Genomic DNA, 13,257 nt, shown 5'->3' with positions numbered 1-13,257 from the left:
CTGGAGCACGCCGATCCCCGCGCGGCCGCGGCGCGGGCGCGCGCGGCGGCCGAGTCGCTGGCCGGGGCGGGCTGGCGGCTCGACACCGGCCGGGCGCTGCTCGCCGCGGGCGTCGCCGCCGCGCGCGCCGACGACCTCGACTCCGCCCGGGAGTCGCTGGAGGAGGCCGCGGAGAGGCTCGGCGAGTGCGGCGCCCGCCGCCTCCACCGGCGGGTCGTCAAGGAACTGCGCCGGCACGGCGTCCCGGTCCCCGCGCCGTCCGGCCGGGACGCCGCCCCGTACGGGCTGTCCCCGCGCGAGCTGGAGGTGGCGTCCCTGGTCGCGGACGGCAGGACGAACCTGCAGATCGCCGAGTCGCTCGTCATCAGCGTGCGCGCCGTGGAGGGCCACCTCAGCCACATCTTCGCCAAGCTCGGCGTCACCTCCCGCGCCGGCGTGACCGCCTCTCTTTCCACGAAGGACTGACGAACGGCCGATGAGGCGGTGGAACTACCGGGTCCGGGCGACCGCAGGGTGGCCGTCGTGTTCGCGGCGCCAGAGGGACTGGTAGAGGCCGGGGCGGGCGATCAGGTCGGCGTGGGTGCCCCGGTCGGTGACGCGGCCCCCGTCCAGGACGATGATCTCGTCCACGGCGTCCAGGCCGGTCAGGCGGTGGGTGACCAGCAGGGTCGTGCGGCCCTCGGTGGCGGTCAGCAGGTCGGCCGTCAGGGCGTCGGCGGTCGGCAGGTCCAGGTGTTCGGCGGGCTCGTCCAGGAGGAGGATCGGGAAGTCCGCGAGGAGGGCGCGGGCCAGGGCGATGCGCTGGCGCTGGCCGCCGGAGACCTGCGCGCCGTGTTCGCCGACCCGGGTGTCCAGGCCCTGGGGCAGGGACTCGATCCAGTCGAGCAGGCGGGCGCGGCGGAGGGCGTCGCGGAGTTCGTCCTCGGTGGCGGACGGACGGGCCAACCGGATGTTCTCCCCGATCGTCGAGTCGAACAGGTGGGCGTCCTGGGCGCAGAGGCCGATGACGCGGCGTACGTCGTCGGAGGACAGGGCGCGGAGGTCGATTCCGTTCAGCGTTGCCATGCCGCTTGAGGGCTCCAGGAAGCGGAGGAGGACGGCGGTCAACGTCGTCTTGCCCGAACCGCTCGGGCCGACGATCGCGCAACGACGTCCTGGGGCCAGGTCAAGGGAGATGTCGTTGAGCGCGTAGGGCGCGTCGGGCGACCAACGGGCGCGCAGGTGCTCCACCTTGAGCGTGTAGGGGGCTGTGGGTGGTGGCGCGGGGTCGTCCGGGTCGTGAACTGGCTCGGGAGTGTCCAGGACGGCGAACACCCGGGCAGCCGAGCGCCGGACGCGTTCCAGGTATTGCGCGGCCAGCGGCAGTCCGGCCACGACCTCGAACGCGGCGAGGGGCAGCAGGACGACCACGGCCAGGAGCACGCCGTCCAGCGTCCCCGCGCGGACGGCCGGGACGCCCACGGCGAGGCTGCCCCACACGGCCAGCCCGCCCGCGAGGGCTGAAATGGCCGCGCCTAGTCCGGCGGTGGCGGCGGAACGGGCGGAGGCACGGGTGAAATCCCGGTCGATTCGGGTTGCTTCGGCGAGCTGTCCGGGGGCGGCGCCATAGGCGATCAGTTCCGGTGCGCCTTGGAGGGTGTCGACCACGTGGGCCGTCAGCTCGGCGCGGAGTTCGGTCGTCCGGCGTTCGGTGCGGCGCGCCGTCACCGCCGACAGCCACGGGGCCCCGACGCCCGCGACCAGCAAGGCCAGCAGGAGGACGACCCCGGCGGACGGGAGCAGCGCCCAGGCCACCCCGACCGACGCGCCGCCCACGACCGCCGCGACCGTGCACGGGAGCAGGACGCGAAGGAAGAGGTCCTGGACGGCGTCCACGTCCGCGACGAGGCGGTTCAGCAGGTCGCCGCTCCGGAAGGCGGGCAGGCCGCCGGGTGCGAGCCGCTCCAGCCGTTCGTACACGCGGGCCCGCAGGTCGGCCAGGATGCGGAACGTCGCGTCGTGCCCGGTGAGGCGCTCGACGTAGCGGAACACGCCGCGTCCGAGGCCGAAGGCGCGGACGGCCACGATCGCGACCATCAGCATCAGCACCGGCGGGTGCTGCGCCGCCCGCGAGATCAGCCAGGCGGACGTCGCCATCAGCCCGACGCCGCTGCCCAGCGCCAGCGCGCCGAACAGGACGGCGACCGCGAGCCGCCACCGCGCCGGACGAGCGAACCGGATCAGCCGGAGAATCATGTCAACACCCCCGCCGGTTCGATGTGGACGACCCGATCCGCCAAGCCCAGGAGCGTCGGACGGTGCGCCGCCAGGACGACCGTCCGGCCGGAAGCCAGCCGCCGCACCGCGTCGATCACGGCCGCCTCGCTCGCCGCGTCGAGGTTCGAGGTCGGCTCGTCCAGCAGCAGGAGCGGCGCGTCGCGGAGGAAGGCGCGGGCCAGGGCGACGCGCTGGCGCTGCCCGGCCGAGAGGCCGTGGCCGCCCTCGCCCAGCGCCGTGTCGAAGCCCGCCGGGAGCGCGTCGACGAACTCCAGCGCGTTCGCCGCCCGCGCCGCCTCGCGCACGTCGGCGTCGGACGCGTCCGGACGGCCCAGCCGGATGTTCGCGGCGACCGTCCCGGCGAACAGGTGCGGGCGCTGCGGCACCCAGGCGATCCGCGCCCGCCAGGCGTCCGGGTCGAAGGAGTCGAGCGCGTCCCAGTCGACCAGGACGCGTCCCGAGTCGGGCCGGACGAACCCCAGCAGCACGGCGAGCGCGGTCGACTTCCCGGCCCCGCTCAGCCCGGCCAGCGCGACCGTCTCCCCCGGGTGGACGGTCAGCGAGAAGCCGTCCAGCGCGGGCGCGTCGCGGCCCTCGTAGGCGACGGTCACGCCGTCCAGGCGGAGCGTGGCGTTTGCCAGGTCGGGGACGTCGGTCCGCGTGCCCGCGTCCGGCGCCGGGGTCTCGACGACCTCGAAGATCCGGGCGGCGGCGGTGAGGCCCTCGACGCTCGCGTGGTACTGCGCGCCGACCTGGCGCAGCGGCAGGTACGCCTCCGGCGCCAGGATCAGGACGAGCAGCGCCGTCTCCAGGCCGAGCCCGCCGTCCACCAGCCGCAGTCCGATGGACACGGCGACGAGCGCCACCGACAGCGTCGACAGCAGCTCCAGGACCAGCGCCGACAGGAACGCGATCCGCAGCGTCGACATCGTCGCCCGCCGGTGCCGGTCGGTGATCTCGCGGATCCGGTCCGCCTGCGCCCGCGCGCGGCCGAACACCTTCAGCGTGGGGAGACCGGCGACGACGTCCAGGAAATGGGCGGCGAGCACCGACAGGACGCGCCACTGCCGGTCCATCTTCCGCTGCGTCGTGAGCCCGACCAGGATCGCGAAGACGGGGATGAGCGGCAGCGTCGTCGCGATCGTCACGGCGGACAGCCAGTCGCCCAGCAGGATCCGCGCGCCCACCGCCACCGGGACGATCACCGCGAGGACGAGCTGCGGCAGGTAGCGGGAGAAGTAGTCGTCCAGCGCGTCGATCCCGCGGGTGGCGAGGGTGGCCAGCTCGCCGCTGCGCTCGCCGGACAGCCAGCGCGGCCCGAGCCGCAGCGCGTGCGCGAGCAGCCGCCCGCGCAGCTGCGACTTCACGGCGGCCGACGACCGGTGCGCCGCGACCTCCTGCAACCATGCGACGAGCGCCCGGCCGAGGACGACCGCGAGCAGCAGGAGCAGCGGGACCCGTAGGTCGGTGAGCGACGCGCCGCCGAGGAACGCGCGGGTGAGCATGTCCGCGAGCAGGGTGGCCTGCGCGATGATCAGCCCGGCGGTGGCGGTGCCGAGCGCGACGGACGCGACGAGGAACACCCGCGTCGTCCGGGCGTGCTTCAGCAGCCGGGGGTCGAGCGGCTTCATCGGACCGGCTCCGCCTTCCGGGCCTTGGCGGCCGGGATCTGCGCCGTCCCGATCCGCTTGCGGAACACCCAGTACGTCCAGCCCTGGTAGATCATCACGATCGGGGTGAACACCGCCGCGACCCACGTCATGATCTTGAGCGTGTAGGCGGACGAGGACGCGTTCTCCGTCGTCAGGCTGTGCGCGGCGACGGTCGTGGACGGCATCACGTCCGGGAACAGCGCGAGGAACAGGGTCGCGACGGCGAGCACGATGGCGGCGCCCGTCCCGACGAACGCCCAGCCCTCGCGCCCGTTCCGGTTGGCGACGGCGGCGAGCACGAGCCCGGCCGCCGCGCCCGCGACCGTCAGCCAGGTGACCGGCTTGCCCTGCTGGAACTGGGTGACCAGCAGGAACGTCCCGCCGGACGCGATCGCCGCGACCGCCGCGACGCTCGCGACGCGCCGCGCCCGGAACCGGATCCCGCCGGACGTCTTCAGCGCCAGGAACACCGCCCCGTGCAGGACGAACAGCGCCGTCGTCGTCAGCCCGCCGAGCAGCGCGTAGGGGCCGAGGAGGTCGGCGAGCGTCCCGGCGTACTCGTGCCGGGCGTCCAGCGGCACCCCGCGGACGATGTTCGCGAACGCCACGCCCCACACGAACGCGGGCACCAGGCTGCCGACGAAGATCGCCAGGTCCCAGCGGGCGCGCCAGCGCGGGTCGTCCCGCTTGCCCCGGTACTCGAACGCGACGCCGCGCACGATCAGCGCCAGCAGGATCGCCAGCAGCGGCAGGTAGAACCCGCTGAACAGCGTCGCGTACCACTCGGGGAACGCGGCGAACATCGCGGCGCCCGCGACGATGAACCAGACCTCGTTGCCGTCCCAGACCGGGCCGATCGTGTTGATGACGACGCGGCGCTCGGTGTCGTCCCGTCCGAGGACGGGCAGCAGCATGCCGACGCCGAAGTCGAAGCCCTCCAGGAAGAAGTAGCTCGTCCACAGGAAGGCGATGATGATGAACCAGACCGTGGTGAGTTCCATGACCGGCTTCCCCTAGTAGGCGAACGCGAGCGAGCGCTCGGCGTCGTCGTTGTCGTCGTCACCGTCGTCCGGAGGCAGGACCTCCTCCTCGGACGGCGGCCCGGCCTTCGCGTACTTGATCAGCAGCCCCGCCTCGATCACCGCGAGGACGGCGTAGAGCACGGTCAGCGACACGACCGAGATGAGCATCGACGACGCCGACACACCCGGGGACACGCTCGCCGACGTCTTCAGGACGCCGAACACCGACCAGGGCTGGCGTCCCATCTCCGTGAAGATCCATCCGGCTGAGTTGCCGATGAACGGGAGCGTCAGCGACACCATCCCGACCCGGTACACCCAGGGGTTGGACGGCAGCCGCCCCCTCCGCAGCAGCCACAGCCCGGCGAGCGAGACGAGCGCGGTGAGCATCCCGACCCCGACCATGATCCGGAAGTTCCAGTACGCGACCGGGACGAACGGCCGGTAGTCGCCGGGCCCGTACTTCGCGACCTCCGCCGCCTGGACGTCGTTGATCCCCTTCACCTCGCCGTCGAAGGTGCCGGTGGCGAGGAACGACAGCACGCGCGGGACCTTGATGCCGAAGACCTCCCGCTCGCCGTCCGGCGTCCCGACCGTGAACACCGAGAACGACGCGGGCTGCTCCGTCTCGTACAGCGCTTCGGCGGCGGCCATCTTCATCGGCTGCTGCTCGGTCATGACCTTGCCCTGCAGGTCACCGGTGACGGCCACGCCGATGGACGCGATCGCCGTCACCACCAGGGCGAGCTTGAGCGACGGCCGGAACACCTCGACGTCCTTCTTGCGCGCCAGGTGCCACGCGCTGACCCCGGCCATGAACATCCCGCCGGTCACGAACGCGGCCGTGATCGTGTGCGGGAACGCGACGAGCTGCGTCGAGTTCGTGAGGACGGCCCAGAAATCAGTGAGAACCGCCCGTCCCGTCTCCTGGTCGACCCGGTAGCCGACGGGGTGCTGCATCCAGGAGTTGGCGGCGAGGATGAAGTAGGCGGACAGCAGCGTCCCGACGTGGACGATCCAGATGCACGCCAGGTGCACGCTCTTCGGCAGCCGGTCCCGTCCGAAGATCCACAGCCCGAGGAACGTGGACTCGACGAAGAACGCCAGCAGCCCCTCGATCGCGAGCGGCGCGCCGAAGATGTCGCCGACGAACCGCGAGTAGTCGCTCCAGTTCATCCCGAACTGGAACTCCTGCACGATCCCCGTGACGATCCCCATCGCGAAGTTGATCAGGAAGAGCTTCCCCCAGAACCGCGCGGCGCGCATGTACCGGGGCCGCCCGGTGCGCACCCAGGCCGTCTCCAGGATCGCGACGAGCGCGGACAGCCCGATCGTCAGCGGGACGAACAGGAAGTGGTACACGGTGGTGATCCCGAACTGCCACCGCGCGATATCGAGCGAGTCCATACCCGCGCCCTCCGCCATCTACTACAACCCGTAGTACTACGACCCGTCAGAAATACTACAAGCCGTAGTACTACAAGACGTCGTTACCTCCCTCACAACCAAGAGGCACCCGGCTACCCTGACGAAGACCCGCCCCCACCCGACCGGAGGCGCTACCGGCCATGCACGCGCTGACCCTCCCGCTGCCCTCCGGCGCCACGTGGACTCGGGCAGAATTCGAGGCCCTCCCCGAAGACCTCCCAGTACGCGCGAGCCTCGTCCACGGCGAACTCGTCATCGGCCCCCGGCGGCGCCCGATTCACCAGCGCATCGCGCGGCGGCTGGCGACCCGGCTCGAAGACACCGCCCCTCCGACCCAGCAGATCGACACCGACGTGGACGTTCTCCTGGACGACGACGAGACCGAGCCGGTCGAGATCGCGCCCGACATCGTCGTGTACTCCGCCGTCCACGACCCCTACGAGCGTCCGATCCGCGCCGAACTGGTCATCCTCGTCGTCGAAGTGGTGTCACCGTCTACCAAGCGCAAGGACCGGCGGGCGCACCCGGAGCTCTACGCGGAGGCGGGAATCCGTCACTTCTGGCGCGTCGAGACCGAACAGACCGCACCGGCCTTCGCGATCTACACCTACGAACTCGACGACGCCACCGGCCGATACGTCGCGACCGGCGTCCACCACGACCGCATCTCCACGACCTCGCCGTTCGCCCTCGACCTCGAACTCAAGCCCCTCCACGACCACTGACCCCCTGCCGCGCCTCGGGTTGGCGTCGACGGCCAGTGCGACGAGTGGGTGTGCTCAAGGGCCATTGACGAAGGGGACATAAGAATCACCTTGGGGAAGTGTGCGACCTCGTGTCCCCGAGCGCCCTCTGCGGCAGGATTCGCAGGGACGAGAAACCCGAGGTCGCGACACCGATTGCGACTCTGTGTTCATCTCCATTCAGCACATGGTCACCGCAGGTGGAGGAGCTGATATGCCGCAACGCCCCAAACACCTGACCCCCTCGAGCGGCCCGCTGGACCTGTTCGGATCCGAGGTCCGCCGCTACCGGCAGCTCGCCGAACTGTCCCTCGCCCAACTCGCCGACAAGATCCCGTTCGCCGCGTCCACCATCGGTGAAGTCGAGCGCGGCGAGACGGGCTGCGACCGCGTCTTCGCCGAGGAATGCGACCGCGTCCTCGACACCCGCGACGCCCTCGCCCATCTCCACGACGGTCTCTTCGAGGGCCGCTCCGCCGCCTTCCCCGAACACTTCGCAAGGTGGCCCGACTATGAAGGCCGCGCCGAAACGCTTCGCTCTTACCAGCCGTTCCTCGTGGACGGCCTGCTCCAGACCCCTGCCTACGCAGAGGTGCTGTTTCGCGGTGACACCAACGGGGTCAAGGGCCGCATCGACCGGCAAGCCGTCCTCACCCGTGCGACACCACCACGGCTCATATGCGTGATGCCGGAGATCGTGCTGTGGAACAAAGTCGGAACCGCGGAGGGGATGCACGACCAACTTCTGCACCTCGCCGAACTGATCACACCGATGCTCAGTGTGCAGGTCATTCCGAACGGCGCCCCGCACCCTGGGCACCTCGGGCCATTCGTCCTCGCCCGTCTCCCCGACGGGAATCAGGTCGCGTACGCTGAAGCCGAACCGCACGGCAGGATCTTGGACGGGCGCTCGGACATCGACGCATTGAGCGAACGATTCAGCGACCTCGCGACGTACGCGCTACCGGCCGACCATTCCGGAGCGCTGATCAGGCAGACGGCGGAGGAACGATGGAAGACATGACGTCCCGGCCGACCTGGAGGAAGTCCAGCTACTCCGGCGGGGATGGCGGGCATTGCGTCGAGCTTGCTCTCATCTCCGAAGACATCGGTGTCCGAGACTCCAAAGACCCCGATGGCCCCGAACTGCACATCACCCGCGACACCTTCCGCGCCCTCATCACGAACCTCAAGCGCTTGCCATAGAGCGCGGCCGACCTCACATAGGGCGCAGGACGCCCCCGCATCCGCAGGTGCGAGGGCATTCTGGCTTCTATGGAGCGTCTAGTGGCGCAAGCCCTTGGGGACGGTGCAGCCGGGCCGGTTCAGGTCCAGGACCGTGCCGGGGGCTATGCAGGGGGCCAGGGTGTAGGTCTGCTGGCCGTAGCCGATATTCGGGCGGACCCACCGGACGATACGTCGCGACCGGCGTCCACCACGAGCGCATCTCCACGACCTCGCCGTTCGCCCTCGACCTCGAACTCAAGCCCCTCCACGACCACTGACCCCCTGCCGCGCCTCGGCTTGGCGTCGACGGCCAGTGCGACGGGGCCGTGCCTGCGGAACCGGGTCAGGCGCCGATGCCCGGCTGGACGGCGGTGGTCTCGAGTCGGTTGTGCTGGCAGACCGGACCGCCACCCCACGTCGCGACGACCGGCGCGGTCTCGTCCGGCGGGATCACCTGGAGGACGGTGGCGGTCGGCTCGCACTGCGCACCGGTCTCGTCGTCGGCCGGAACGGCCGCCCAGTGCAACCGCGTGTACGCCTTGCCGCCGACCGCGAGGACGATCGTGGAGGCAGTGCCCGTGCGAACCACCGTCGTGCCGAATCCCTCGTTCTGGTTGCCGAGCCCCAGCCCCGGCCACCCGTGCATCCGGCAGGAATGCCCCGAGGTGTTGGTGAGGACCAGGCGTGCGTACCGTTGCCCCGCACCAGCGTCGTAGCCGGTGACGACGGCGCTCAGTCCGGCGGTGTGGCATCGGGGCGTGGCGGTCGGCGTCCCCCCGGCGCCGCTCCCGGATCCGCCCGAGCCGCTGGTGGCAGTGCGGCTCGGCGCGGTGCTCGCGGCAACTGTCGCGCCCCCGGCGCCGCCACCCGTGCTCTCACTCACGGAGGGTGATGACGACGGCGCGGCGCCGCCGGATCCGGACTTGCCGTCCCCACAGCCCGCGGTGGTCATCACAGCGGCGACGGTCAGCGCCACGGCGGCCGACTTGACGAACGACATTCGCACTCCTAAGAGGTAGCGCACCGCATTACGGAGCACCGGGGCCACACCGCACATGCCGTCCATGGTGAAGGGCAGTGCCTCAACTGCTGGGATGCCCGCTCCCACGTCGTTGTTCGAGATCACTTCGGGCAATCAAGCCAGACCCACCCCATGGCCCGTCCCGTTGCTCGTGGGCTTCGGGTACAACAGAACGTCCTCGCATCTCAACGAAGATGCAAGGACGTTCTGTTGTGCCTACGGCACCGATGCTCTGGCTGCTGGGGGTGTGGGTTAGTGGCGCAAGCCCTTGGGGACGGTGCAGCCGGGGCGGTTCAGGTCGAGGACCGTGCCCGGGGCGATGCAGGGGGCGAGGATGTAGGTCTGCTGGCCGTAGCCGATGTTCGGGCGGACCGTGACCTGGCCGGACTCGTCCACTTCGCAGGGGTTGTTGAGCGTGCAGCGCTGGCCGCTCTCGTTGATGGTGTTGTTCGCGCCGATGACCTTGCCGGTGGAGGCGTCGATGACCGGGGAGCCGGACGTCCCGCCGATGATGTCGCACTGGCTCGTGTAGCGGAGCGAGTCCTTCCAGGTCCACTCGGACTCGCGGACGCGGTAGGCGAACCCGTCCAGCTTGCAGGAGTAGATGCGCTTCCAGTAGCCGGACACGACGCGCAGGTCGGCGCCGGTGGTCGGGTGCGTGGTCTGCAGCTCCAGCGCGGGCGTGTTGTAGGTCTGCTTGATCTGGGCGTAGGTGCTGCTGAGCTTGTACAGGGAGACGTCGGTGTCGGTCATCGTCCCGTACAGCATCGTCGTCGCGCGCAGCGTGCCGAGGGAGCCCGTGCCGCTGGGGTTGAGCAGGCTGAACGTGCGGCTGGACGGCTGGTTCTTGATGACCTGCCCGGCGGACGGCATGCCGCCGTCCAGGCAGTGGCCGTTGGAGAGCACGAGCGCCGGGTCGCTGTCGGCGGCGCCGGGCACGCGCACGAGCGAGCCGGAACAGTTGCTGAGGGCGACGATCCCGGTGAAGTCGACCGCGCGTTTCACCGGCGCCTGGGGCGCGGGGGGAGCGGCGTGCGCGGCGGACGCCCCGGCGGTCACGGCCGCGGTTCCTAGGAAGGCCGCGGCGAGCACGCCGAGAATGCGTCTTTGCATGGCGGGGGGTCCTCTCGGTGTGATAGAGAGCGGGCGAGGGGGCAGCGCGATGTTAACGAGGGTTAACTAGGGCGTCGAGTTCCCCGTCGCGGAAGGCATGGCCGAACAGGGCGAACACGGCGAATTCGGCACGCATTGCAAAGTCGCTCCGGACCGATCGCCCTTGATCGCCCGCATGCCTACACTTCCGGCATGGACCTCAGGGACGCCACGCGCATGATCCTCTCCGAGTCGGCGCCGCATCCGGAGCTGCTCCGGGTGAGCCGCCAGGCGCACGACGAGCTGGCCCGCGGCGGGGAGGTGCGGCACACCGAGCTGAGCTGGATGCTCAGCGAGGCCGCGCGCAAGAACGTCTACCCCGCCCTCCACGCCCGCTACGGCTCCGCCGCGTTCGAGGAGATGGTCCTCGTCCTCGGGCGGGAGATCGACCGGCAAGCGCCGATCCGGTAGCGGCCGGTGCGCACCGCGGGCAGGGGAGCGCCGGACGCCGCGCGGCCCTGGAACGAGATCGTCCCGGGGCTGTGGATGGGCGGCCACCACTACGCGGACGCGTCCGGCGGGCGCGTCCCCGCCGTCGTGACCGACGAGTTCGACCTGGTCATCAGCCTCTACCTGCGGGAGGGGCACGGGCCGCCGGGCGACGTCGAGCACCATTTCACCGACCTCCCCGACGGGCCGCTGACCGCCGACCAGATCGAGGCGGTGTGCGCGCTCGCCGCCACGGCCGTGGACGCGCTCCGCGACGGCCGGCGGGTGCTCGTCCGGTGCCACTCCGGCTACAACCGGTCGGGGCTCGTCGTCGCGCAGAGCCTCGTCAGCATGGGCTACCCGGCGGACGACGCGGTGTTCCTCGTCCGCTACCGGCGGTCGAAATGGGCGCTCAACAACAGCCTGTTCGTCGACTACCTCACCACCGGGCTGGACGTCGCGCGGCTGCTGACCGGGCTCGACGAACTCCCCCAGGGCGACGACGCCTGAGCCCGTCCGCAGGCCACCGGTAATGGCGGGCCGCAACGTTCCTCCCGGGACGGGGCATAACGCGGTACCCCGGCGACGTTAGACTCATCGAATCATTCTTCGGCGCTCCGATGGCGCCAGGCTCGTCCTTGCAGGCCGCGCTCACCGTGGAGCCTCCCGAGACGTGCCCCCTCTCGGAAGGTAATGCGTGACCACAGCTGACGCTGCACAGAACCCGACCATGCCCGCCGCCGCCTCCATGGACACCGCGTCCGCGGACGGCGCGGCCGCGAGCGAGGAGCGGGTTGCGACGTTCGCCGAGCTCGGCCTCCCGCCGGCGCTGGTGAACGCCCTCGGCCGGCAGGGCATCGAGACCCCGTTCCCGATCCAGGCCGCCGCGATCCCCGACGTGATGGCCGGACGCGACGTCCTCGGCCGCGGCAAGACCGGTTCCGGCAAGACCCTGGCCTTCGGGCTCCCGCTGCTCACCCGGCTGTCCGGCCGCAAGGCCGCGCCGAAGCGCCCGCTCGCGATGGTGCTCGTCCCGACCCGCGAGCTGGCCCAGCAGGTGCAGACCAACCTGGAGCCGCTCGGCCGCGGCCTCGGCCTGCGCTTCAAGACCGTCATCGGCCAGACCTCCATGTTCAAGCAGATCGACGCGCTGCGCCGCGGCGTCGAGGTCGTCGTCGCCACCCCCGGACGCCTCAAGGACCTGATGGGCCAGGGCGCCTGCGACCTGTCCGACGTCGAGATCGTCGTGCTGGACGAGGCCGACCACATGGCCGACATGGGCTTCCTGCCCGACGTCACCGACATCCTCGACGGCGCGCGTCCCGGCGGGCAGCGGCTGCTGTTCTCCGCCACCCTCGACCGCGACGTGGACGTCCTCGTCAGGCGCTACCTGGACGACCCGGTGACGCACGCCATCGGCCCGGTGGACGAGTCCGTCGACACGATGGAGCACCACCTCCTCCTGGTCGCGCCCAAGGAGAAGGCCGCCATCACCGCCGAGATCGCCAACCGCGAGGGCCGGACGATCCTGTTCGCCCGCACCAAGCACGGCGTCGACCGGCTCGCCAAGCAGCTCGCCCAGGCGGGCGTCCGCGCGGCGGGCCTGCACGGCGGCAAGAGCCAGGGGCTGCGCACCCGCACGCTCGCCGAGTTCCGCGAGGGCTCGATCAGCGTGCTCGTCGCCACCGACGTCGCCGCCCGCGGCATCCACGTGGACGACGTGTCGCTCGTCATGCACGTCGACCCGCCCGCCGACCACAAGGACTACATGCACCGCGCCGGGCGCACCGCGCGGGCGGGCGAGCGCGGCACGGTCGTGACGCTCGTCCTGCCGCACCAGGTGCGGTCGACGTCCGCGATGACGCGGCGGGCGGGCATCGACGCGCCGCGCGTCCGGGTCACCACGGGCGACGCCGAGCTGGTCAAGCTGACCGGGGCCCGGCCGCCGTCCGGCATCCCGATCGAGGGCCCGATCATCCCGGAGCGGCCGCGCCGCGAAGGGGGCGGCCGGGGCCGTCCGGGCGGACGGCGCGGCGGGCGCGGCCCGCGCTCGTTCGACCGCGACCGCCAGGACGGGCGCCGCCGCGGCTCCTACGAGTCCCGCGACGGCGAGCACCGCGCGTCCTACCCACGGTCGGACGGCGAGCGCACCGGCGGCGGCGGCGAGCGGCGCGGTGAGCGTCGCGGCGGCGGCCCCCGCACCGGGGGCGGCTCGCACGGCGGACGCCGGGGCGGCTACAACCCCGAGCGCCGCGCGGCCCGCTACAACTGACCGGCCCGCGACCGGCCTGAACCACGCATCGGCAGCCCCGCCCACCTGGGCGGGA

General features: G+C 71.5%; 13 protein-coding genes. 7 read left to right on the top strand and 6 right to left on the bottom strand.

Annotated elements, in window-relative coordinates; all coding sequences use genetic code 11:
• The coding region (locus ACH01S_RS41165; RefSeq protein ID WP_218010577.1) for a helix-turn-helix transcriptional regulator at positions 1-465 on the top strand (465 nt) is incomplete at its 5' end.
• 24 nt (positions 466-489) lie between these two features.
• Here ACH01S_RS41165 and cydC read toward each other — a convergent pair.
• From cydC to ACH01S_RS41150, 4 genes are read right to left on the bottom strand one after another with little or no spacing between them, the layout of a single operon-like run.
• A complete protein-coding gene (cydC, locus tag ACH01S_RS45675) occupies positions 490-2,235 on the bottom strand; it encodes a thiol reductant ABC exporter subunit CydC (protein WP_218010576.1) in 1,746 nt (581 codons plus the stop codon).
• Positions 2,232-3,887, bottom strand: coding sequence for a thiol reductant ABC exporter subunit CydD (cydD, locus tag ACH01S_RS45670; protein ID WP_218010575.1), 1,656 nt, complete (start codon positions 3,885-3,887; stop codon positions 2,232-2,234). Before cydD ends, cydC begins: the two co-directional genes overlap by 4 nt.
• On the bottom strand, positions 3,884-4,909 hold the full coding sequence (gene cydB / locus ACH01S_RS41155; protein ID WP_067905677.1) for a cytochrome d ubiquinol oxidase subunit II: 1,026 nt from the start codon (positions 4,907-4,909) through the stop codon (positions 3,884-3,886). Before cydB ends, cydD begins: the two co-directional genes overlap by 4 nt.
• 12 nt (positions 4,910-4,921) lie before the next feature.
• Complete coding sequence (locus tag ACH01S_RS41150; protein ID WP_067905675.1) at positions 4,922-6,337, bottom strand: cytochrome ubiquinol oxidase subunit I; 1,416 nt, start codon at positions 6,335-6,337, stop codon at positions 4,922-4,924.
• A gap of 161 nt (positions 6,338-6,498) precedes the next feature.
• Here ACH01S_RS41150 and ACH01S_RS41145 point away from each other — a divergent pair, with 161 nt between their 5' ends.
• From ACH01S_RS41145 to ACH01S_RS41135, 3 genes are all read left to right on the top strand, one after another.
• A complete protein-coding gene (locus tag ACH01S_RS41145) occupies positions 6,499-7,083 on the top strand; it encodes a Uma2 family endonuclease (protein WP_067905673.1) in 585 nt (194 codons plus the stop codon).
• 232 nt (positions 7,084-7,315) lie between these two features.
• Positions 7,316-8,125, top strand: a complete 810-nt coding sequence (locus tag ACH01S_RS41140; protein ID WP_067905671.1) for a helix-turn-helix domain-containing protein — start codon at positions 7,316-7,318, stop codon at positions 8,123-8,125.
• Entirely contained in the window at positions 8,113-8,307 is a 195-nt protein-coding gene (locus ACH01S_RS41135) for a DUF397 domain-containing protein (RefSeq protein WP_067905669.1), read from the top strand. The genes ACH01S_RS41140 and ACH01S_RS41135 overlap by 13 nt, the downstream gene beginning before the upstream one ends.
• Positions 8,308-8,671: 364 nt before the next feature.
• Here the strand turns inward: ACH01S_RS41135 and ACH01S_RS43100 are convergent, their stop codons facing one another.
• Together ACH01S_RS43100 and ACH01S_RS41125 are read right to left on the bottom strand one after the other, a co-directional pair.
• Entirely contained in the window at positions 8,672-9,454 is a 783-nt protein-coding gene (locus ACH01S_RS43100) for a DUF4232 domain-containing protein (protein WP_083981730.1), read from the bottom strand.
• Positions 9,455-9,601: 147 nt separating this feature from the next.
• Complete coding sequence (locus tag ACH01S_RS41125) at positions 9,602-10,462, bottom strand: S1 family peptidase (protein ID WP_067905665.1); 861 nt, start codon at positions 10,460-10,462, stop codon at positions 9,602-9,604.
• Between the two features lie 192 nt (positions 10,463-10,654).
• Between ACH01S_RS41125 and ACH01S_RS41120 the strand changes: the two genes are divergently transcribed.
• The 3 genes from ACH01S_RS41120 (at position 10,655) to ACH01S_RS41110 (ending at position 13,202) form a co-directional block, all read left to right on the top strand.
• On the top strand, positions 10,655-10,912 hold the full coding sequence (locus ACH01S_RS41120) for a hypothetical protein (RefSeq protein WP_067905663.1): 258 nt from the start codon (positions 10,655-10,657) through the stop codon (positions 10,910-10,912).
• A gap of 6 nt (positions 10,913-10,918) precedes the next feature.
• The gene (locus ACH01S_RS41115) at positions 10,919-11,440 is read left to right on the top strand and encodes a protein-tyrosine phosphatase family protein (protein WP_067905661.1); all 522 of its coding nucleotides are present in this window, start codon (positions 10,919-10,921) and stop codon (positions 11,438-11,440) included.
• 187 nt (positions 11,441-11,627) lie between these two features.
• Positions 11,628-13,202: a DEAD/DEAH box helicase gene (locus ACH01S_RS41110; RefSeq protein ID WP_246236513.1), complete on the top strand. Its 1,575-nt coding sequence runs from the start codon at positions 11,628-11,630 to the stop codon at positions 13,200-13,202.
• Positions 13,203-13,257 lie beyond the last annotated feature (55 nt).

It is taken from the genome of Actinomadura chibensis NBRC 106107 (genome assembly GCF_001552135.1).
In the GTDB taxonomy this organism is placed as follows: Bacteria; Actinomycetota; Actinomycetes; order Streptosporangiales; family Streptosporangiaceae; genus Spirillospora; species Spirillospora chibensis.
Note: the sequence above shows the minus strand (reverse complement) of the source record. Positions and strands in the feature narration are given on the sequence as shown.